The 22,175-nt window shown below is 52.2% G+C and carries 19 protein-coding genes; 18 read left to right on the top strand and 1 reads right to left on the bottom strand.

Features of this window, described 5'->3' with window-relative positions; genetic code table 11:
• The first annotated feature begins 340 nt into the window (after nt 1-340).
• The 11 genes from mnmG to ACSIPU_RS15585 all read left to right on the top strand — a co-directional run bounded on the left by mnmG (nt 341) and on the right by ACSIPU_RS15585 (nt 10,467).
• Nucleotides 341-2,230 carry a tRNA uridine-5-carboxymethylaminomethyl(34) synthesis enzyme MnmG gene (gene mnmG, locus ACSIPU_RS15635; RefSeq protein WP_004116749.1) on the top strand — a complete coding sequence of 630 codons (1,890 nt, stop codon included), beginning with the start codon at nt 341-343 and terminating at the stop codon, nt 2,228-2,230.
• Nucleotides 2,231-2,342: 112 nt separating this feature from the next.
• Entirely contained in the window at nt 2,343-2,966 is a 624-nt protein-coding gene (gene rsmG, locus ACSIPU_RS15630; protein WP_023329090.1) for a 16S rRNA (guanine(527)-N(7))-methyltransferase RsmG, read from the top strand.
• A gap of 616 nt (nt 2,967-3,582) precedes the next feature.
• The gene (gene atpI / locus ACSIPU_RS15625; RefSeq protein WP_004107297.1) at nt 3,583-3,963 is read left to right on the top strand and encodes a F0F1 ATP synthase subunit I; all 381 of its coding nucleotides are present in this window, start codon (nt 3,583-3,585) and stop codon (nt 3,961-3,963) included.
• An 8-nt stretch (nt 3,964-3,971) separates the two neighbouring features.
• Nucleotides 3,972-4,787 (top strand): F0F1 ATP synthase subunit A, encoded by an 816-nt coding sequence (gene atpB, locus ACSIPU_RS15620; RefSeq protein WP_004107295.1) that lies wholly within the window; start codon nt 3,972-3,974, stop codon nt 4,785-4,787.
• Nucleotides 4,788-4,835: 48 nt separating this feature from the next.
• Nucleotides 4,836-5,075 carry a F0F1 ATP synthase subunit C gene (atpE, locus tag ACSIPU_RS15615; RefSeq protein WP_000429386.1) on the top strand — a complete coding sequence of 80 codons (240 nt, stop codon included), beginning with the start codon at nt 4,836-4,838 and terminating at the stop codon, nt 5,073-5,075.
• Nucleotides 5,076-5,131: 56 nt separating this feature from the next.
• Nucleotides 5,132-5,602 (top strand): F0F1 ATP synthase subunit B, encoded by a 471-nt coding sequence (gene atpF, locus ACSIPU_RS15610; protein WP_004107293.1) that lies wholly within the window; start codon nt 5,132-5,134, stop codon nt 5,600-5,602.
• Between the two features lie 14 nt (nt 5,603-5,616).
• Nucleotides 5,617-6,150, top strand: a complete 534-nt coding sequence (gene atpH / locus ACSIPU_RS15605) for a F0F1 ATP synthase subunit delta (RefSeq protein WP_004107287.1) — start codon at nt 5,617-5,619, stop codon at nt 6,148-6,150.
• Nucleotides 6,151-6,162: 12 nt separating this feature from the next.
• The gene (gene atpA / locus ACSIPU_RS15600; protein ID WP_004107281.1) at nt 6,163-7,704 is read left to right on the top strand and encodes a F0F1 ATP synthase subunit alpha; all 1,542 of its coding nucleotides are present in this window, start codon (nt 6,163-6,165) and stop codon (nt 7,702-7,704) included.
• Nucleotides 7,705-7,754: 50 nt separating this feature from the next.
• Complete coding sequence (atpG, locus tag ACSIPU_RS15595; RefSeq protein WP_004107278.1) at nt 7,755-8,618, top strand: F0F1 ATP synthase subunit gamma; 864 nt, start codon at nt 7,755-7,757, stop codon at nt 8,616-8,618.
• A 26-nt stretch (nt 8,619-8,644) separates the two neighbouring features.
• Nucleotides 8,645-10,027 (top strand): F0F1 ATP synthase subunit beta, encoded by a 1,383-nt coding sequence (atpD, locus tag ACSIPU_RS15590; RefSeq protein ID WP_004107276.1) that lies wholly within the window; start codon nt 8,645-8,647, stop codon nt 10,025-10,027.
• Between the two features lie 20 nt (nt 10,028-10,047).
• On the top strand, nt 10,048-10,467 hold the full coding sequence (locus tag ACSIPU_RS15585; RefSeq protein ID WP_004107274.1) for a F0F1 ATP synthase subunit epsilon: 420 nt from the start codon (nt 10,048-10,050) through the stop codon (nt 10,465-10,467).
• A gap of 415 nt (nt 10,468-10,882) precedes the next feature.
• On the opposite strand, the gene ACSIPU_RS15580 is transcribed toward ACSIPU_RS15585, so the two are convergent.
• The gene (locus tag ACSIPU_RS15580) at nt 10,883-13,054 is read right to left on the bottom strand and encodes a right-handed parallel beta-helix repeat-containing protein (protein WP_196557622.1); all 2,172 of its coding nucleotides are present in this window, start codon (nt 13,052-13,054) and stop codon (nt 10,883-10,885) included.
• A 345-nt stretch (nt 13,055-13,399) separates the two neighbouring features.
• Here ACSIPU_RS15580 and glmU point away from each other — a divergent pair, with 345 nt between their 5' ends.
• The 7 genes from glmU (at nt 13,400) to phoU (ending at nt 21,774) form a co-directional block, all read left to right on the top strand.
• On the top strand, nt 13,400-14,770 hold the full coding sequence (gene glmU, locus ACSIPU_RS15575) for a bifunctional UDP-N-acetylglucosamine diphosphorylase/glucosamine-1-phosphate N-acetyltransferase GlmU (RefSeq protein WP_032729177.1): 1,371 nt from the start codon (nt 13,400-13,402) through the stop codon (nt 14,768-14,770).
• Between the two features lie 180 nt (nt 14,771-14,950).
• Nucleotides 14,951-16,780, top strand: a complete 1,830-nt coding sequence (gene glmS / locus ACSIPU_RS15570) for a glutamine--fructose-6-phosphate transaminase (isomerizing) (RefSeq protein WP_004107265.1) — start codon at nt 14,951-14,953, stop codon at nt 16,778-16,780.
• A gap of 316 nt (nt 16,781-17,096) precedes the next feature.
• The gene (pstS, locus tag ACSIPU_RS15565) at nt 17,097-18,137 is read left to right on the top strand and encodes a phosphate ABC transporter substrate-binding protein PstS (protein ID WP_004107263.1); all 1,041 of its coding nucleotides are present in this window, start codon (nt 17,097-17,099) and stop codon (nt 18,135-18,137) included.
• Nucleotides 18,138-18,328: 191 nt separating this feature from the next.
• Nucleotides 18,329-19,288: a phosphate ABC transporter permease PstC gene (pstC, locus tag ACSIPU_RS15560; protein WP_004107261.1), complete on the top strand. Its 960-nt coding sequence runs from the start codon at nt 18,329-18,331 to the stop codon at nt 19,286-19,288.
• Nucleotides 19,288-20,178, top strand: a complete 891-nt coding sequence (gene pstA, locus ACSIPU_RS15555; protein ID WP_004107257.1) for a phosphate ABC transporter permease PstA — start codon at nt 19,288-19,290, stop codon at nt 20,176-20,178. The genes pstC and pstA overlap by 1 nt, the downstream gene beginning before the upstream one ends.
• 47 nt (nt 20,179-20,225) lie before the next feature.
• Nucleotides 20,226-20,999 carry a phosphate ABC transporter ATP-binding protein PstB gene (pstB, locus tag ACSIPU_RS15550; protein WP_004107254.1) on the top strand — a complete coding sequence of 258 codons (774 nt, stop codon included), beginning with the start codon at nt 20,226-20,228 and terminating at the stop codon, nt 20,997-20,999.
• Nucleotides 21,000-21,048: 49 nt separating this feature from the next.
• Nucleotides 21,049-21,774 carry a phosphate signaling complex protein PhoU gene (phoU, locus tag ACSIPU_RS15545; RefSeq protein WP_004107251.1) on the top strand — a complete coding sequence of 242 codons (726 nt, stop codon included), beginning with the start codon at nt 21,049-21,051 and terminating at the stop codon, nt 21,772-21,774.
• The last annotated feature ends 401 nt before the right edge of the window (nt 21,775-22,175 follow it).

The raw sequence follows: 22,175 nt of genomic DNA, 5'->3' as shown, positions 1-22,175 counted from the left end.
TAAAAGCTTGGATCAACCGGTAGTTATCCAAAGTATAACCGTAGACTGATTTTTGTGCTGTGTATAACCCTTCATTTTGATCCCAGCTTATACGGACCAGGATCACCGATCATTCACAGAAAGCGATCCTTCTTAAACGATTGATCTTAAATCGTGGATCCGACTTATCCACAAGACAAGCCGATCCTAATAAGAGATCACAATAAAACAGATCTCTAAATAAAAGATCTTCTTTTTAATACTCAGGATCCCGGCGCTTTCTCGAAAGGCGAAAGTTGAGTAGAATCCACGGCCCGGGCTTCAATCCATTTTCAAACCGCTTTATGCGAGGCATACCACCATGTTTTATCAGGATCCTTTTGACGTCATCATCATTGGCGGGGGTCATGCAGGCACTGAGGCCGCAATGGCCGCAGCGCGAATGGGTCAACAGACTCTGCTTTTGACACACAATATCGACACGCTAGGGCAAATGAGCTGCAACCCGGCGATTGGCGGCATTGGGAAAGGACACCTGGTAAAAGAAGTGGATGCGCTTGGCGGCCTGATGGCGAAGGCCATTGACCATGCCGGTATCCAGTTTAGGATACTAAACGCCAGCAAAGGCCCAGCCGTACGGGCGACTCGCGCTCAGGCCGATCGCGTGCTTTATCGGCAAGCCGTACGCACGGCCCTGGAGAATCAGCCTAATTTGATGATCTTCCAGCAGGCCGTTGAAGATCTGATTGTTGAGAACGATCGCGTGGTGGGTGCTGTTACCCAGATGGGGCTTAAATTCCGCGCCAAAGCGGTAGTGCTGACCGTAGGGACATTCCTCGACGGTAAGATCCATATCGGACTCGATAACTACAGCGGCGGTCGCGCAGGCGATCCTCCGTCGATCCCGCTGTCTCGCCGTTTACGTGAACTGCCGCTACGCGTCAGCCGCCTGAAAACCGGTACCCCACCGCGTATTGATGCGCGGACCATTGATTTCAGCGTTCTGGCTCAGCAGCACGGCGACGATCCAATGCCGGTTTTCTCGTTTATGGGGAATGCTTCCCAGCACCCGCGTCAGGTACCGTGCTATGTCACGCATACCAACGAGAAAACCCACGACGTGATCCGCAATAACCTCGATCGTAGCCCGATGTATGCCGGCGTGATTGAAGGGATCGGCCCTCGCTACTGTCCTTCGATCGAAGACAAGGTGATGCGTTTTGCCGATCGCAATCAGCATCAGATCTTCCTCGAGCCGGAAGGACTGACGTCGAACGAAATTTATCCAAATGGCATCTCCACCAGCCTGCCGTTTGATGTCCAGATGCAAATTGTCCGCTCAATGCAGGGGATGGAAAATGCAAAAATCGTTCGCCCCGGCTACGCTATCGAGTACGATTTCTTCGATCCGCGTGACCTGAAACCAACGCTGGAAAGTAAATTTATCCATGGCCTGTTTTTTGCGGGCCAGATTAACGGCACTACCGGTTATGAAGAAGCGGCCGCTCAGGGCCTGCTGGCAGGCCTGAACGCAGCCCGCTTCTCTGCCGAGAAAGAGGGATGGGCGCCGGGTCGCTCCCAGGCCTACCTTGGCGTCCTGGTGGACGATCTGTGTACGCTCGGCACCAAAGAGCCGTACCGCATGTTTACTTCACGTGCGGAATACCGCCTGATGCTGCGTGAAGACAACGCCGATCTGCGCCTGACTGAGCAAGGCCGTGAACTGGGCCTGGTAGATGATGAACGCTGGGCGCGTTTCAACGAGAAGCTTGAGAGTATTGAACGTGAACGTCAGCGCCTGAAATCCAGCTGGGTAAATCCGCTGGCGGAAAGCGCCGCTGAAGTTAACGCACAGCTGACGGCGCCTTTGTCTCGTGAAGCTAACGGTGAAGATTTGCTCCGTCGTCCGGAAATGACCTACGAACAGCTGGTGAAGATGTCGCCATTCTCGCCGGGTCTTGAAGACAAGCAGGCCGCGGAACAGGTTGAGATTCAGGTAAAATACGAAGGCTACATCGCGCGCCAGCAGGATGAGATTGAGAAACAGCAGCGCAATGAAAACACGTTGCTGCCTGCCACGCTTGATTATCGCCAGGTGAATGGGCTGTCGAACGAAGTCATTGCTAAGTTGAACGACCACAAGCCGTCTTCAATAGGGCAGGCATCGCGTATTTCCGGCATTACGCCTGCGGCAATCTCGATTTTGCTGGTGTGGTTGAAAAAGCAGGGAATGCTGCGCCGTAGCGCCTGACTTTCCCTGAACGATACATTTGGCGGATAGCGCATAAGATATCCGCCTGGTTTATATCCAGCCCGGTAAGCGCGTCGCCTCCGGGCTCATTGTTTTTAAACAGGTACCGAACGTGATCAACAAACTTTCTCGTCTGCTTGATGAAGCGGGTATTTCACTTACCGATCACCAGAAAAATCAGTTGGTCGCCTATGTAGGCATGCTGGATAAGTGGAATAAGGCCTATAACCTTACCTCGGTTCGCGATCCGGATGAGATGCTGGTACGCCACATTCTCGATAGCATTGTTGTTGCGCCATACCTTAAAGGAACGCGTTTTATCGATGTGGGTACCGGACCGGGTCTGCCGGGGATCCCGCTGGCTATCGTACGCCCTGAATCTCATTTCACCCTGCTGGATAGCCTCGGTAAACGAGTACGTTTCCTGCGACAGGTCCAGCATGAGTTAAAACTGGATAACATCACGCCGGTACAAAGCCGCGTGGAAACGTTTCCGGCTGAACCGCCGTTTGATGGCGTGATCAGCCGCGCTTTTGCGTCGCTGAATGATATGGTGAGCTGGTGCCATCATTTACCGGCGCAGGACGGTCACTTCTATGCGCTCAAAGGGTTAGCGCAAAAAGATGAAATGGCCAATCTTCCGGAAGGGTTTGCCATTAGTGATGTTTTCGAACTGCATGTTCCTCAGCTGGATGGTGAGCGTCACCTTGTGGTGGTCCAGCCAAAAATGATTTAATTTTTATCAAAAAATGTGAAAAAAAACCGGGTTGTGCATGTTACAAAAATAAAAGTCACGGCAGGGTAGTATCGGACAAGATTTAACCTTGTCGTTACCATGGTTTTTCTTTCGGTTAACTTTGCGCTGTTGCTTTACCAGGAGAATAGTCAACATTGAAAATATCAGTACGCTAAAAATCTCGCTGCTTGCACTTCATACTGATGTTAAATTTTTATTATGAATGTCAATAAAAGGTTTTTATTGTATATGGTATTGTTTTAGAAAGAATACCCACTTTTTATGTTGAATATCAATTGGATAAAAAATTGAGTTTTATGTACAGAATTAATTCGATTTCACGAAAAATGTTTATTATGTGATCTGATGCACGCTTTAATAGCCGTGTTTTCGCGGTATTTGCAGTTTTGCATGACGGCTCACAGATTGGTGAAATGCATGAAAAGTTGTCAGTCGGAAAATAATTAAACATTTATTCACTATTTTGCTACTTATTGTTTGAAATCACGGGGCGTCACCGTATAATTTGTCCGCTTTTTGATGCTTGACTCTTCGTCTTAAAGGACGTTTTATACGACACGCGACATACCTCGAAGGGAGCAGGAGTAAATACGTGATGTCAGTGTCGCTCTTGAGTCGAAACGTTGCTCGTAAGCTTCTGTTTATTCAGTTACTGGCGGTAATAGCAAGTGGACTGCTGTTCAGCCTCAAAGACCCTTTCTGGGGCATCTCCGCCGTTAGCGGAGGTTTGGCGGTTCTTTTGCCAAATATGATTTTTATGATTTTTGCCTGGCGTCATCAGGCGCATACACCTGCTAAAGGCCGAGTGGCCTGGACCTTCGCTCTCGGCGAAGCTTTCAAGGTGTTGTTGACCTTCGCCCTTCTGGCGGTGGCGCTGGCGGTTTTCAAAGTGGTGTTTTTGCCGCTGATAGTGACGTGGGTTTTGGTGCTGGTGGTACAAGTTCTGGCGCCAGCTGTAATTAACAACAAAGGGTAAAAGGCATCATGGCTTCAGAAAATATGACGCCGCAGGAATACATAGGACACCATCTGAATAACCTTCAGCTGGACCTGCGTACTTTCTCGCTGGTGGATCCGCATAACCCCCCGGCCACCTTCTGGACGCTCAACATTGACTCCATGTTCTTCTCGGTGGTGCTTGGTCTGTTGTTCCTGCTTATGTTCCGTAGCGTAGCCAAAAAGGCGACCAGCGGCGTACCGGGAAAATTCCAGACCTTTATCGAGATGATCATCGGCTTCGTCCATGGCAGCGTTAAAGACATGTACCACGGCAAGAGCAAGGTTATCGCTCCGCTGGCCCTCACCGTGTTCGTTTGGGTATTCCTGATGAACCTGATGGACCTGCTGCCTATCGACCTGTTGCCATACATCGGTGAACACATTTTCGGCCTGCCAGCACTGCGCGTGGTTCCGTCTGCGGACGTCAACATCACCCTGTCGATGGCGCTTGGCGTGTTTATCCTGATTCTTTTCTACAGCATCAAAATGAAAGGCGTGGGCGGGTTCGTTAAAGAACTGACCCTGCAGCCGTTCAATCACTGGGCGTTCATTCCTGTCAACTTAATCCTTGAAGGGGTAAGCCTGCTGTCTAAACCTGTATCTCTGGGTCTGCGACTGTTCGGCAACATGTATGCCGGTGAGCTGATTTTCATTCTGATTGCTGGTCTGTTGCCGTGGTGGTCACAGTGGGTTCTGAATGTGCCGTGGGCCATTTTCCACATCCTGATTATTACGCTGCAAGCCTTCATCTTCATGGTTCTGACGATCGTCTATCTGTCGATGGCATCTGAAGAGCATTGATTTTTTACCAACATACTACGTTTTAACTGAAACAAACTGGAGACTGTCATGGAAAACCTGAATATGGATCTGCTGTACATGGCTGCCGCTGTGATGATGGGTCTGGCGGCAATCGGTGCTGCGATCGGTATCGGCATCCTCGGGGGTAAATTCCTGGAAGGCGCAGCGCGTCAACCGGATCTGATTCCTCTGCTGCGTACTCAGTTCTTTATCGTTATGGGTCTGGTGGATGCTATCCCGATGATCGCTGTAGGTCTGGGTCTGTACGTGATGTTCGCCGTCGCGTAGTAAGTTGTTCGAAAGAAACCTAAGCCACAGAGTTATTTTTTAAGAGGTATTGTGCTGTGAACATGAACGCAACAATCCTCGGCCAGGCCATCGCGTTTGTTATCTTCGTATGGTTCTGCATGAAGTATGTATGGCCGCCGTTAATGGCTGCCATCGAAAAGCGCCAGAAAGAAATTTCTGACGGTTTAGCTTCTGCAGAACGCGCTAAGAAAGATTTGGACCTTGCACAGGCCAACGCGACCGACCAGCTGAAAAAAGCGAAAGCGGAAGCCCAGGTAATCATCGAGCAGGCGAACAAGCGTCGCTCTCAGATTCTGGACGAAGCCAAAGCTGAAGCAGAACAGGAACGCACTAAAATCGTCGCACAGGCGCAGGCTGAAATCGATGCCGAACGTAAACGTGCTCGCGAGGAGCTGCGTAAGCAGGTCGCTATCCTGGCTGTTGCTGGCGCCGAGAAGATCATCGAACGTTCCGTGGATGAAGCTGCTAACAGCGACATCGTGGATAAACTTGTCGCTGAACTGTAAGGAGGGAGGGGCTGATGTCTGAATTTGTAACGGTAGCTCGCCCCTACGCCAAAGCAGCTTTTGACTTTGCCGTCGAACACCAAAGCGTAGAGCGCTGGCAGGATATGCTGGCGTTTGCCGCTGAAGTGACTAAAAACGAACAAATGGCAGAGCTACTCTCTGGCGCGCTGGCGCCGGAAACGCTCTCTGATGCGTTTATCGCGGTTTGTGGTGAGCAACTGGACGAAAACGGTCAAAACCTGATTCGGGTAATGGCTGAAAATGGTCGTCTGAATGCGCTCCCTGATGTTCTTGAGCAGTTCATTCACCTGCGCGCTGCCAGTGAGGCAACCGCAGAGGTAGAAGTTATTTCTGCCGCTCAGATGAGCGAAGAACAGCTTGCGAAAATCACCAGCGCGATGGAAAAACGTCTGTCACGCAAAGTTAAGCTGAATTGCAAAATCGATAAGTCTGTAATGGCAGGCGTTATCATCCGTGCGGGTGATATGGTCATTGATGGCAGCGTACGCGGCCGTCTTGAACGCCTTGCAGACGTCTTGCAGTCTTAAGGGGACTGGAGCATGCAACTGAATTCCACCGAAATCAGCGAACTGATCAAGCAGCGCATTGCTCAGTTCAATGTTGTGAGCGAGGCTCATAACGAAGGTACTATCGTTTCTGTAAGTGACGGTGTTATCCGCATTCACGGCCTGGCCGATTGTATGCAGGGTGAGATGATCGCTCTGCCGGGTAACCGTTACGCTATCGCACTGAACCTGGAGCGCGACTCCGTTGGTGCGGTTGTGATGGGTCCGTACGCTGACCTCGCCGAAGGCATGAAGGTTAAATGTACTGGCCGTATCCTTGAAGTTCCGGTTGGCCGCGGCCTGCTGGGACGTGTGGTTAACACCCTGGGTGCACCGATTGATGGTAAAGGTCCGCTGGAGCACGACGGCTTCTCTGCCGTTGAAGCTATCGCTCCGGGCGTAATCGAACGTCAGTCCGTCGATCAGCCGGTGCAGACCGGTTATAAATCCGTTGATGCCATGATCCCAATCGGTCGTGGTCAGCGTGAACTGATCATCGGCGACCGTCAGACCGGTAAAACCGCTCTGGCAATCGACGCCATCATCAACCAGCGTGATTCCGGCATCAAGTGCGTCTACGTGGCAATCGGCCAGAAAGCGTCCACCATTTCTAACGTGGTGCGTAAACTGGAAGAACACGGCGCGCTGTCTAACACCATCGTTGTGGTTGCAACCGCATCTGAATCCGCCGCGCTGCAATACCTGGCTCCGTATGCCGGTTGCGCAATGGGGGAATACTTCCGTGACCGCGGTGAAGATGCGCTGATCATTTATGATGACCTGTCTAAACAGGCCGTTGCTTACCGTCAGATTTCCCTGCTGCTCCGCCGTCCGCCTGGACGTGAAGCATTCCCGGGCGACGTATTCTACCTCCACTCTCGTCTGCTGGAGCGTGCTGCACGTGTTAACGTCGAATACGTTGAAGCTTTCACCAAAGGTGAAGTGAAAGGTAAAACCGGTTCTCTGACCGCTCTGCCGATTATCGAAACCCAGGCGGGTGACGTTTCTGCGTTCGTTCCGACCAACGTAATTTCTATTACCGATGGTCAGATCTTCCTGGAAACCAACCTGTTCAACTCCGGTATTCGTCCTGCGGTTAACCCGGGTATCTCCGTATCCCGTGTTGGTGGTGCAGCTCAGACCAAGATCATGAAGAAACTGTCCGGTGGTATTCGTACCGCGCTGGCACAGTATCGCGAACTGGCGGCGTTCTCGCAGTTTGCTTCTGACCTTGACGATGCAACCCGTAAGCAGCTGGACCACGGTCAGAAAGTAACTGAACTGCTGAAACAGAAACAGTATGCGCCGATGTCCGTTGCGCAGCAGTCTCTGGTTCTGTTCGCGGCAGAACGTGGTTATCTGGCGGATGTAGAGCTGGCGAAAATCGGTAGCTTTGAAGCCGCTCTGCTGGCTTACGTCGACCGTGATCACGCTCCGTTGATGCAAGAGATCAACCAGTCCGGTGGCTATAACGACGAAATCGAAGGCAAGCTGAAAGGCATCCTCGATTCCTTCAAAGCAACCCAATCCTGGTAAAGTCTGGCGGCTTGCTTTAGGGCAGGCCGCAAGGCATTGAGGAGAAGCTCATGGCCGGCGCAAAAGAGATACGTAGTAAGATCGCAAGCGTCCAGAACACGCAAAAGATCACTAAAGCGATGGAAATGGTCGCCGCTTCCAAAATGCGTAAATCGCAGGAGCGCATGGCAGCCAGCCGTCCTTATGCAGATACGATGCGCAAAGTGATCGGTCACCTTGCGAACGGTAATCTGGAATATAAGCACCCTTACCTGGAAGAACGCGACGTTAAACGCGTGGGCTACCTGGTGGTGTCTACCGACCGTGGTCTGTGTGGTGGCTTGAACATTAACCTGTTCAAAAAGCTGCTGGCGGAAATGAAAGCATGGTCCGATAAAGGCGTTCAGTGCGAACTCGCAATGATCGGCTCGAAGGGCGTGTCTTTCTTTAATTCCGTTAGCGGTAATGTTGTCGCCCAGGTGACGGGTATGGGGGATAACCCATCCCTGTCCGAACTGATCGGTCCGGTAAAAGTGATGTTGCAGGCCTACGATGAAGGCCGTCTGGACAAGCTGTATATTGTCAGCAACAAATTTATTAACACCATGTCTCAGGTTCCAACCATTACTCAGCTGCTGCCGTTACCGGCTTCAGAAGATGGTGAGTTGAAGCGTAAATCCTGGGATTACCTGTATGAACCCGATCCGAAAGCGCTGCTGGATACCCTGCTGCGTCGTTATGTGGAATCTCAGGTTTATCAGGGTGTGGTAGAAAACCTGGCCAGCGAGCAGGCCGCACGTATGGTGGCGATGAAAGCCGCGACCGACAATGGCGGCAGCCTGATTAAAGAGCTGCAGTTGGTATACAACAAAGCTCGTCAGGCCAGCATTACTCAGGAACTCACCGAGATCGTCGGTGGAGCATCCGCGGTATAACCAGGTTAATTCGTAGAGGATTCAAGATGGCTACTGGAAAAATTGTCCAGGTAATCGGCGCCGTGGTCGACGTCGAATTCCCTCAGGATGCCGTACCGCGCGTGTACGAGGCTCTTGAGGTACAAAATGGTAGTGAGAATCTGGTGCTGGAAGTTCAGCAGCAGCTCGGCGGCGGTATTGTTCGTACCATCGCCATGGGTTCTTCCGACGGTCTGCGTCGCGGTCTGGAAGTCAAAGACCTCGAGCATCCGATCGAAGTCCCGGTAGGTAAAGCAACGCTGGGTCGTATCATGAACGTACTGGGCCAACCGGTAGACATGAAAGGCGACATCGGCGAAGAAGAGCGTTGGGCGATTCACCGCGCAGCGCCTTCCTACGAAGAGTTGTCAAACTCTCAGGAACTGCTGGAAACCGGCATCAAAGTTATCGACCTGATGTGTCCGTTTGCGAAGGGCGGTAAAGTTGGTCTGTTCGGTGGTGCGGGTGTAGGTAAAACCGTAAACATGATGGAGCTGATCCGTAACATCGCGATCGAGCACTCCGGTTACTCCGTGTTTGCGGGCGTAGGTGAACGTACTCGTGAGGGTAACGACTTCTACCACGAAATGACCGACTCCAACGTTATCGATAAAGTATCCCTGGTGTATGGCCAGATGAACGAGCCGCCGGGAAACCGTCTGCGCGTTGCGCTGACCGGCCTGACCATGGCTGAGAAGTTCCGTGACGAAGGTCGTGACGTTCTGCTGTTCGTCGATAACATCTATCGTTACACCCTGGCCGGTACTGAAGTATCCGCACTGCTGGGTCGTATGCCTTCAGCGGTAGGTTACCAGCCGACTCTGGCGGAAGAGATGGGCGTTCTGCAGGAACGTATCACCTCCACCAAAACGGGTTCTATCACTTCCGTACAGGCGGTATACGTACCTGCGGATGACTTGACTGACCCGTCTCCAGCCACCACCTTTGCGCACCTTGACGCAACCGTGGTACTGAGCCGTCAGATCGCTTCTCTGGGTATTTACCCGGCAGTTGACCCGCTGGACTCCACCAGCCGTCAGCTGGATCCGCTGGTTGTTGGTCAGGAGCACTACGACACCGCTCGTGGCGTTCAGTCCATCCTGCAGCGTTATCAGGAACTGAAAGACATTATCGCCATCCTGGGTATGGATGAACTGTCTGAAGAAGATAAACTGGTGGTAGCTCGCGCACGTAAGATTCAGCGCTTCCTGTCCCAGCCGTTCTTCGTGGCAGAAGTATTTACCGGTTCTCCGGGCAAATACGTCTCCCTGAAAGACACCATCCGTGGCTTTAAAGGCATCATGGAAGGCGAATACGATCACCTGCCGGAGCAGGCGTTCTACATGGTCGGTTCTATCGACGAAGCCGTGGAAAAAGCCAAAAAACTTTAACGCCTTAATCGGAGGGTGATATGGCAATGACTTACCACCTGGACGTCGTCAGCGCAGAGAAACAAATGTTCTCTGGTCTGGTCGAGAAAATCCAGGTAACGGGTAGCGAAGGTGAACTGGGTATTTACCCGGGGCACGCGCCGCTGCTCACCGCCATTAAGCCTGGTATGATTCGCATCGTTAAGCAGCACGGTCACGAAGAATTTATCTACCTGTCAGGCGGCATTCTTGAAGTGCAGCCGGGTAGCACGACCGTTCTGGCTGATACGGCAATTCGTGGCCAGGATCTCGACGAAGCGCGAGCCCTGGAAGCGAAACGTAAGGCTGAAGAGCACATTAAGAGCTCTCATGGTGACGTGGATTATGCTCAGGCGTCCGCGGAACTGGCCAAAGCGATCGCTAAACTGCGCGTTATCGAGTTGACCAAAAAAGCGATGTAACACCGGCTTGAAAGTTAAAAAGCCAGTCTGGTTTCCAGGCTGGCTTTTTTTATGGCTTCGTTTCAGAAATAACAAAACTAAAAAGATGGTTTAAAAAATTTGTGATGAATGTCTCGTTTTTGTTGATCGTTTGGAGAATGCAGCGTAGACTTTGTTTTGTGATGTGAGTCACAAAAAATGCATCATAAAATGTAATCACTATCCAGGAAGAGATCATGAAACTGCTTAATAAAATCGTCGCTTTCTTCAGTGCTATGAACGTAACCTTCGGTACGTTCAACCACTAAGAAGTCAACTTTCCAGGCTGTTTTTGCGCTGTACCGCTAACTAAAACGACAACACATGCGGTGTGAAACAGACAGAAAGTGAAAAGGTCGCCCCAGGGCGACCTTTATGTTTTTCACGTATAGCGGGGTTAATTACGGCTGAGGAAATTACCGGTATTGAAGCTGCCGTCAGCCTCACGTATTAGCGGGTCAGGCAGCGCCAGAGTCTGGTAATCGGCGCTGTTAATGCTTTTTCCTTTAGCGTTGATGCTTTTACCACCGTGGATAAAGTAGTTGCTATCGTCGATATTCCCGACAACGGCATCGTCATATTTCCCCGGCTGGCTACGTAAGGAAAGGTTCTCGCTGAACGTGCCCTGGGTTTCCGGTGCGCCGTATGGGCTTGGGCGGAACAGGTAGTTAAAGCGCTGGTTATCCACCGCGACGTTGTTGACCACTACCAGCTTGCCGGGATTGAAGTTGTCGGTGAAACCGTCGAGATGGTTCCCGATGGCGATGCTGTTACGTACCTCATGAGCAACCGGCTGCCCTTCCCCGCCGAGCTTAAAACCGTTGCTGGTATTATTGCGGGCAATAGAGTTCTCTATCACCACAACGCCGTTTGCACCGTCCTCAATCTTATTAAACAGATCGAAACCATCGTCGATGTTATCGTGCGAGTAACAGCCTTCCAGTCGGTTCCCCTCTCCTACGCGCATTTTTACGGCGAAGCCATCGGCGTTTATTTTTCCCGGATCTTCGTTGCTAAAGGATTCTGAATTCACCACCCGGTTATAGCTGGCCCACAGCGGGCGTCCTACATCCGCCGGTGAGGAAATTTGAATGCCGGTATCATCGTTACGATAAGCGGTGACGTTCTCAATCAGGTTATGGCTACCCTGTATGCGCAGGCTCTTATCCGTAATATCTACTCCAACGATATGCCAGTAGCTGGCATCCAGCAGTAGCCCGTGTATTACCGCTTTACCGGCGGCTTTCAGGGTCTTGGTTTTGTCTTTCAGGCCGCTGGCGCTCAGAGGGATGACGGTTTGCGGGTAGTCTCCGGCGGCTAATATAATTTCCCCGCCAGCGGGTACGAGCTCGACGGCGGAGGCTAAATCCAACGGCGACTCTGCCGTGCCTTTGGCCTGCGCTTGCCCCTCAGGTGCAGCATAGAGCGTATTGCCTGTGATATTGGCACTCTGTTCCACCGTCAGCGTCTGGGTCAGCGTTTTTGCGCTGGTGGTCGGCGTAAAGGTAACTTCGAACGTGCTTTTATCTTTCAGAACGGCAGGCTGGGTAAACATCTCACCGGCTTTCACGGCTTTATCCTGCCCGATCACCACTTCATCCTGGCGAACGGTGATGCGCCCGTCACTATTGGTACGCGCCTGTAGGATGTACTTTTTGTCCTGGCTTTTTGTTCCCGAGGCAATTTGCATGACCGGCGGCCAGCTTTTAGCGATGTACGGCGCAGAGGGAACAGTATTTGCCGCTGACGTGGTGAGCGAGGCGTTGCTGACGGTGATTTTAGCGTTACGAGAAGCAAAAAAACCGACGTAGTAATGTTCTTTATCCTGTTGAGCAATCAGATCGGCGTGAGGAACCTGCTGGCTTACCCATTTTTCACTGCCCGTCGCTGCCCAGGAAGTAATAAACCCGTCGTTGGTGCGTTCCAGCCTGAGCTGGAACGTCGGCGTTTGCTGTATATCGATTTTTTCTTTATAACTCTGACGCTTTATTGATGCCCCCGCATTGCCCCACGGTTGGGTTATCCCTTCCCGGCTGATAGCCTGCAGCTTAATATGCGAGTGATCTTTTTTATCCTGCGTCATAATGGCGTTCATCACCATATTGGACGCCGCCGGGAACTCTTCATAACCGACCTTCAGCGGCTGTTGACGCGGAACTCCTATTACATCGCGCACCAGCAGTCCTGCCCCTTCCTGTGCTGCCGGGCGAGCGCCATTTTCCGGGCCAAACTGATTGACGGTCACCGTTGCCTGCAGGATAAAATTCTGGCTGGTCGGAAGTTGGGTATAAAAGAAGGTCAGTCCGTCGTGGGAGTTGGCAATTTTACCTCCCCGGCTTTCAATAGTAATGGGTTGGCTGAGATCGGCGACGTCCTGCGGCGTCAGTTTTTTACCGGCGATAGTGACATCATTGACGCCAATCTTTTCAGGCAGAACATTCGAGGAAAAATTGCTGTCCGTGGATTGCCCGAAGGCGATAGCGCGCCACTGAGGGCCTTCGTTGGCCTGCAGCGGTAGCGCGATCATCGTACTGCAAAGGGTTAATGCCAAAGGTATTTTGTTATTCATTCTTTTCTCCTGGGTAATTATTAATCGGCATTATCAGGAAAATGAAATGGCGTTTCTATTTATCACGTCACAATTAATGAATATTAAAACTGCGTTTTATTTTATGGGTTTTCTTTATTTACCCGCCAAAAAAACAGCAAAAGCAGAGGGATAGCCTGGCCACCCCCTCATAAAAATGATTTTTTTGCGCGAAACGGGTTTGCGCTGACTAAAAATAGCCCCCTAAAATGATGTATTGCGTGAAGCCTGCGCGTTTTATCTCCGTCTCGTTTCATGATGAAAAATATGTAGATATTTCAACGTGAAAGGCTTTTACTTTTCGTTCTAACAGCAGTCAGGATGCGTATGTCAAACAGTCCGATGAGCGTGGTGATTCTTGCCGCAGGCAAGGGTACCCGCATGTATTCCGATCTTCCCAAGGTGCTGCATTCGCTGGCCGGCAAGCCAATGGTTCAGCATGTCATTGATACGGCTAAAGAATTAGGTGCTTCCGCTGTCCATTTGGTCTACGGGCACGGCGGCGATCTCCTTCGCCAGACGCTGCACGAAGATAAGCTAAATTGGATCTTACAGGCTGAACAGCTGGGTACCGGCCACGCCATGCAGCAGGCGGCGCCGTTCTTCAAAGATGATGAAGATATCCTCATGCTGTACGGCGATGTACCGTTGATTTCCGTCGAAACATTAAAGCGCCTGCGAGAAGCGAAACCGCAGGGCGGCATCGGTTTGCTGACGGTGAAGCTGGACGATCCGACCGGCTATGGCCGCATTACGCGCCATAACGGTGCGGTAACCGGCATTGTTGAGCATAAAGACGCCAGCGAAGAGCAGCGTCGGATTCAGGAAATTAATACCGGAATTCTGGTCGCCAACGGGGCGGATCTCAAACGCTGGCTGGCTAAGCTGACCAATAACAACGTGCAGGGCGAATATTACATTACCGATATTATCGCCATGGCCTATGCCGAAGGTCGCGAAATCGCGGCAGTCCATCCTCAGCGCCTAAGCGAAGTGGAAGGCGTGAATAACCGGCTGCAGCTATCCCGCCTGGAACGCGTCTGGCAGTCTGAAAAGGCGGAGGCACTTCTGCTCGCAGGCGTAATGCTTCGCGATCCGGCGCGTTTTGACCTGCGCGGCGTGCTGAAACACGGGCGCGATGTCGAAATAGATACTAACGTTATTCTCGAGGGGCATGTTGTTCTGGGCAATCGGGTGAAGATCGGCTCCGGCTGCGTGATCAAGAATAGTACCATTGGCGATGACTGCGAGATCAGTCCTTATACCGTAGTGGAAGATGCTCATCTTGAGGCCGCCTGTACTATCGGGCCATTCGCACGGCTGCGCCCTGGCGCGGAGCTCCTGGAAGGCGCGCACGTCGGCAACTTTGTCGAAATTAAAAAGGCGCGTCTGGGGAGAGGCACGAAAGCCGGGCATCTTTCCTACCTCGGAGACGCTGAGATTGGCGATAACGTCAATATCGGCGCCGGCACCATCACCTGTAACTATGATGGCGCAAATAAACATAAAACGGTGATCGGCGATGACGTGTTTGTTGGTTCGGACAGCCAGCTGGTCGCTCCCGTGACCATCGGCAAGGGAGTCACCATTGCTGCAGGAACGACGGTAACGCGCAACGTTGCCGACGATGAGTTAGTTTTAAGCCGCGTGCCGCAGGTTCATAAACAGGGCTGGCAGCGCCCGGTGAAGAAGAAGTAACGCTTTTCTCTTTCGCCCTTTTGGGGGAAAGAGCGGGGTGAGGGGATAAAATAATCCTCCCCCCACGGCAGTGCCCATAAAAATAACCCCACTCTCTACAAGGCTCGGGGCGCCCGGAAAAACGGGTAAACAGGTTGACCGACAACGTATGGCATACAGCCAAAATCGGAATGAAAAACTATGTGTGGAATTGTTGGCGCAGTCGCGCAGCGTGATATTGCTGAAATCCTTCTCGAAGGTTTACGTCGTCTGGAATACCGCGGTTATGACTCCGCCGGTCTGGCAGTCGTCGATAACGAAGGTCATATGAACCGCGTTCGTCGCCTTGGGAAAGTCCAGATGCTGGCCCAGGCGTTGGAGGAACATCCGTTGCACGGTGGGACGGGAATTGCCCATACCCGCTGGGCGACGCACGGCGAACCCTCTGAAGGCAACGCGCATCCGCATGTTTCTGACCATATTGTGGTCGTGCATAACGGAATTATCGAGAACCATGAGCCGCTGCGCGAGCTGTTGCAGTCGCGGGGCTACGTTTTCGCCTCCGAGACTGACACCGAAGTTATTGCGCATCTGGTTCACTGGGAGCTGGAACAAGGCGGCACCCTGCGTGATGCTGTTCTGCGGACTATCCCGCAGCTTCGCGGCGCTTACGGTACCGTGATTATGGATTCCCGCGATCCGGGTACGCTGCTGGCCGCTCGTTCGGGCAGCCCGCTGGTTATTGGCCTGGGGATGGGAGAAAACTTCATTGCCTCCGATCAGCTGGCGCTCCTGCCGGTTACCCGCCGCTTTATCTTCCTCGAAGAGGGGGATATTGCGGAAGTCACCCGTCGTTCGGTCACTATCTTTGATAAATCCGGCGCCGAAGTGCTGCGCCCGGATATTGAATCCAGTCTGCAGTACGATGCAGGCGATAAAGGTATCTATCGCCACTATATGCAGAAAGAGATCTACGAGCAGCCGAACGCGATCAAAAATACCCTCTCCGGGCGCATTAGCCACGGTGAAGTTGATTTAAGCGAACTGGGCCCGCAGGCTAACGAGCTGCTGTCTCAGGTCGAGCATATTCAGATCATCGCCTGCGGTACCTCCTACAACTCAGGAATGGTTTCCCGTTACTGGTTTGAATCGCTGGCCGGTGTGCCGTGTGATGTCGAAATCGCTTCTGAGTTCCGCTATCGTAAATCGGCCGTGCGTCGCAACAGCCTGATGATCACCCTCTCGCAGTCCGGCGAAACGGCGGACACCCTCGCAGGTCTGCGCCTGTCGAAAGAGCTGGGCTATCTGGGCTCGCTGGCGATTTGTAACGTGCCGGGTTCATCACTGGTGCGGGAGTCCGATCTGGCGATGATGACCAATGCCGGGACGGAAATCGGCGTCGCTTCGACTAAAGCCTTCACTACGCAATTGACCGTTCTGCTGATGCTGGTGGCGAAACTGGCGCGTCTTAAGGGCCAGGATGCCGCGATTGAACACGATATCGTGCATGGCCTGCAGGCGCTGCCGAACCGCATTGAGCAGGTGCTCTCGCAGGACAAGCGCATTGAGGCGCTGGCTGAGAATTTCTCTGATAAACATCACGCGCTGTTCCTCGGACGTGGCGATCAGTACCCCATTGCCCTTGAAGGGGCGCTGAAGCTGAAAGAGATCTCCTATATTCACGCGGAAGCCTATGCCGCTGGCGAGCTGAAGCACGGTCCGCTGGCGCTGATTGATGCAGAAATGCCGGTGGTTGTGGTCGCGCCGAACAACGAACTGCTGGAAAAGCTGAAATCTAACATTGAAGAGGTTCGCGCCCGCGGCGGCCAGCTGTACGTCTTTGCTGACGGCGATGCGGGTTTCACCAGCAGCGATAATATGCACATCATTGAGATGCCGCACGTTGAAGAGGTGATCGCGCCAATCTTCTATACTGTACCGCTGCAGCTGCTGGCTTATCACGTCGCGCTGATCAAAGGAACTGACGTCGATCAGCCGCGTAACCTGGCGAAATCGGTGACCGTGGAATAACGGTTTTTACATCGTGACAGGGCTGCCATCCGGCAGCCCTTTTTATTTGCGGCGAACGGCGAGATCCCACCCGCTTTATGACAGTCTGTCATTTTTGCGACGCTTTTTTGCCGTCATAAAAATAAAATTTTTCGGCAATATTTTCCTCATTATCTTTATTAACAATATGATTTGTATTGTTTTTATTTATCGTAAAATCCCGCCTTTTGGCTTGTCATAAAACTGTAATAATTCGTACATTTTACTGTCACCTGTTTGTCCTATTTTGCTCACCATAGCTTCGAAACAATGGTTTACGAATCCAGCAGGAGACATTATGAACGTTATGCGTACCACCGTCGCAACAGTTGTCGCCGCGACCTTATCGATGAGTGCTTTCTCTGTTTTTGCAGCAGCAAGCCTGACTGGCGCTGGCGCAACTTTCCCCGCGCCGGTGTATGCCAAATGGGCAGATACCTATAACAAGGAAACGGGTAATAAAATCAATTACCAGGGTATCGGCTCCTCTGGCGGCGTAAAACAAATTACGGCCAACACCGTAGATTTCGGTGCCTCTGATGCCCCTCTGGCTGACGACAAACTGGCTCAGGAAGGTCTGTTCCAGTTCCCGACCGTGATCGGCGGCGTGGTGCTGGCGATCAACCTGCCTGGCGTGAAATCAGGCGAGCTGGTGCTTGACGGTAAAACGCTGGGTGATATCTACCTGGGCAAAATCAAAAAATGGGATGACGAAGCGATTGCTAAGCTCAACCCAGGTATGAAGCTGCCTTCTCAGAACATCGCGGTTGTTCGCCGTGCGGATGGCTCCGGCACCTCCTTCGTTTTCACCAGCTACCTGGCGAAGGTGAACGAAGAGTGGAAATCTAAAGTCGGCGCGGGTTCAACCGTTAACTGGCCGACCGGGCTGGGCGGTAAAGGCAACGACGGCATCGCCGCGTTCGTTCAGCGTCTGCCGGGCTCAATCGGCTACGTAGAATATGCCTACGCGAAACAGAACAACCTTGCTTATACCAAACTGCTGTCTGCCGATGGCAAGCCGGTGAGCCCGACGGAAGACAACTTCGCTAACGCGGCGAAAGAAATCGACTGGAGCAAATCCTTTGCACAGGATCTGACTAACCAGAAAGGCGACAATGCCTGGCCGATCACTTCTACCACCTTCATCCTGGTTCACAAGGCTTCCAACAAGCCAGAGCAAACCGCTGAAGTGCTGAAGTTCTTCGACTGGGCGTATAAGAACGGCGGTAAAGAAGCTAATGCGCTGGATTATGCCACCCTGCCGGATAGCGTGGTTGAGCAAGTTCGCGCAGCATGGAAGACCAACGTAAAGGACAGCAGCGGTAAAGCGCTGTACTAATACCCGTCTTACGTCGAGTTACAGGGACGATGGCAGCGCTTGTTCATCCCGGGAGCATAGATACGCTATGTGACCAGGGTGAACAAGCTTGCTACCTGCCTGCAGCTCGAATTATTTAGGGTATGGCATTACCTTTGCCAGAAAGATCAGTAAACTACGATTTTTTCTGGCCCGAAACTGAAGAGTAACGTATGGCTGCAACCAAGCCGGCATTTAACCCTCCGGGGAAAAAGGGTGACATAATTTTCAGCGTGCTGGTAAAACTGGCGGCGCTGATTGTGCTATTGATGCTTGGCGGCATCATCGTCTCCCTTATCATCTCGTCCTGGCCAAGCATTGAGAAATTTGGCTTTGCCTTTCTGTGGACCAAAGAGTGGGATGCGCCAAACCAGATTTTCGGCGCCCTGGTGCCCATTTACGGGACGCTGGTCACCTCATTTATCGCGCTGCTGATCGCCGTACCGGTGAGCTTCGGTATCGCGCTGTTCCTGACGGAACTTTCACCCGCCTGGCTGAAGCGCCCGCTGGGTATCGCTATTGAACTGCTGGCCGCCATCCCCAGTATCGTTTACGGCATGTGGGGTCTGTTTATTTTCGCTCCACTGTTTGCGACTTACTTTCAGGAGCCGGTTGGCAACGTTTTGTCGACCATTCCGTTCGTTGGCGCGCTCTTTGCGGGTCCGGCGTTTGGTATCGGCATTCTGGCGGCCGGCGTCATTCTGGCCATCATGATCATTCCTTACATCGCTGCCGTTATGCGTGACGTTTTTGAACAGACGCCGGTAATGATGAAAGAGTCCGCATACGGTATCGGTTGTACAACATGGGAAGTTATCTGGCGTATCGTTCTGCCCTTTACCAAAAACGGCGTGATTGGCGGGGTGATGCTCGGACTGGGGCGCGCGCTGGGGGAAACCATGGCGGTAACCTTTATTATCGGCAACACCTACCAGCTCGATAGCGCTTCGCTGTATATGCCAGGTAACAGCATCACCTCCGCGCTGGCGAATGAGTTTGCCGAAGCGGAAACCGGACTGCACGTTGCAGCCTTGATGGAACTGGGTCTGATTCTGTTCGTTATCACCTTTATTGTTCTGGCCGCATCAAAGTTTATGATCATGCGCCTGGCTAAGAACGAGGGGGCACGCTAATGGCGACGATTGAATTACAAACCACCGCAGAGCTGGCGGAATCCCGTCGCAAAATGCAGGCGAAACGCCGCATGAAAAACCGCCTCGCCCTGACGCTATCGATGGCGACCATGGCGTTTGGCCTGTTCTGGCTTATCTGGATCCTGATGTCCACCGTCACTCGCGGCATCGACGGCATGAGCCTGGCGCTGTTTACCGAAATGACGCCGCCGCCTAATACGGCGGGCGGCGGTCTGGCGAACGCCCTGGCAGGTAGCGGATTGTTGATCCTGTGGTCGACGGTTATCGGTACCCCTCTGGGCATTCTGGCGGGGATTTATCTGGCGGAATATGGCCGTAAATCCTGGCTGGCTGAAGTCATTCGTTTTATTAACGACATCCTGCTTTCCGCGCCGTCGATTGTGGTCGGTCTGTTTGTATACACCATCGTCGTTGCGCAAATGCAGCACTTTTCCGGCTGGGCGGGCGTGATTGCGCTGGCGCTGCTGCAGGTGCCTATCGTGATTCGTACTACTGAAAATATGCTGAAGCTGGTGCCGGATAGCCTGCGCGAAGCGGCCTATGCGCTCGGTACGCCAAAGTGGCGAATGATTTCTGCGATCACCCTGAAAGCATCGGTCTCCGGCATTATGACCGGTATCCTGCTGGCCATTGCCCGTATCGCCGGGGAAACGGCGCCGCTGCTGTTCACCGCGCTCTCCAACCAGTTCTGGAGCACCGACATGATGCAGCCGATCGCTAACCTGCCGGTAACGATTTTCAAATTTGCCATGAGTCCGTTTGCGGAGTGGCAGCAACTGGCATGGGCCGGGGTATTGATTATCACCCTGTGCGTATTGCTGCTGAACATTCTGGCGCGCGTTATTTTCGCGAAGAATAAACACGGTTAATTTTTGCGGCGCGGCGAAACGCGGCGCCGAACGAGGAAAAGAACGAGATGAGTATGGTGAATACGACCCCGGGTAAGCTTTCAGTTCGTAACCTGAACTTCTACTACGGAAAATTCCATGCCCTGAAAAACATCAACCTGGATATCACAAAAAACCAGGTGACGGCGTTTATCGGTCCGTCAGGCTGCGGTAAATCCACGCTGCTGCGTACGTTCAACAAAATGTTTGAGCTGTACCCGGAGCAGCGTGCAGAAGGTGAAATTCTGCTGGATGGCGATAATATTCTGACCAATACCCAGGATATCGCGCTGCTGCGTGCCAAAGTCGGCATGGTATTCCAGAAGCCGACGCCGTTCCCGATGTCTATCTATGACAATATCGCCTTTGGCGTGCGTCTGTTCGAGAAACTCTCCCGCGCGGATATGGACGAGCGAGTGCAGTGGGCTTTGACCAAAGCCGCATTATGGAATGAAACCAAAGATAAACTGCATCAGAGCGGATATTCTCTCTCCGGCGGTCAGCAGCAGCGTCTGTGTATCGCGCGCGGTATCGCTATTCGTCCGGAAGTGCTGCTGCTGGATGAGCCCTGTTCGGCGCTGGACCCGATCTCTACCGGGCGTATTGAAGAGCTGATCACCGAACTGAAACAGGATTACACCGTCGTTATCGTGACCCACAACATGCAGCAGGCCGCGCGTTGCTCCGACCATACGGCGTTTATGTATCTTGGCGAGCTGATTGAATTCAGCAACACGGACGATCTGTTTACCAAACCCGCTAAGAAGCAAACTGAAGATTATATTACTGGCCGCTACGGTTGATTGCCCTTCTGCTTTCAGGCTCTAACCTATTGGGCAATCAGGAGATACCATGGATAACCTAAATCTTAATAAACATATTTCCGGCCAGTTCAATGCCGAACTGGAGTACATCCGCACCCAGGTCATGACCATGGGTGGGCTGGTGGAGCAGCAGCTTTCTGATGCTATCACCGCGATGCATAACCAGGACAGCGAACTGGCAAAGCGCGTTATCGACGGCGATAAGCAGGTCAATATGATGGAAGTGGCGATCGATGAAGCCTGCGTGCGCATCATCGCCAAGCGTCAGCCGACCGCCAGCGACCTGCGCCTGGTGATGGCGATTATCAAAACCATCGCCGAACTGGAACGTATCGGTGACGTTGCGGATAAAATCTGCCGCACAGCGCTGGAAAAATTCTCCCAGCAGCACCAGCCGCTGCTGGTGAGTCTGGAATCGCTGGGGCGCCATACCGTGCAGATGCTGCACGATGTGCTGGATGCTTTTGCCCGTATGGACCTTGATGAAGCGGTGCGGATTTATCGTGAAGATAAGAAAGTCGACCAGGAATATGAAGGTATCGTGCGCCAGCTGATGACCTATATGATGGAAGATTCGCGCACTATTCCCAGCGTCCTGACCGCGCTGTTCTGCGCCCGCTCGATTGAGCGTATTGGCGACCGCTGCCAGAATATCTGCGAATATATTTTCTACTTCGTTAAAGGTCAGGATTTCCGTCACGTTGGCGGCGACGAACTGGATAAACTGCTGGCGGGAAAAGATCCTAAAGAGTAATGAATCACAGAGACTAATTCTGATATAAGGATATATCAGAATTAGTTATGATTAATGCAGTGGCTATTTTTTTATTCGCAAAAATTGATGCGATTTTCATCACAAATAATAATTTCGCCAATTGTGGTTTGATTTTTATAGCGTAACAATGTGGTTCATTAATCGGGTGACTTGTCGTTACAGGGCCCGAATAAATACGCTGGATTGTTACTGCGTAAGCAGGCAAAACCTGACATCACCGTTAACCGGGTGATGTCAGGTTTTTTTTTGCCAAATAATCCACCCGCAGTAAATGAATGGGATTGTTACCGCCGTGCGGGCAAAACCTGAAGAAAATCGCCTCTGTTTTATACAGGGAGTTTTCTTCAGGTTTTTTTATGCGATGCAAGGATGTCTGAGAA

This window comes from Klebsiella sp. HN106 (genome assembly GCF_051209435.1).
Classification (GTDB): domain Bacteria; phylum Pseudomonadota; class Gammaproteobacteria; order Enterobacterales; family Enterobacteriaceae; genus Klebsiella; species Klebsiella oxytoca.
The sequence above is the reverse complement of the archived record's forward strand: the minus strand, read 5'-3'. Positions and strand labels throughout refer to the sequence as shown.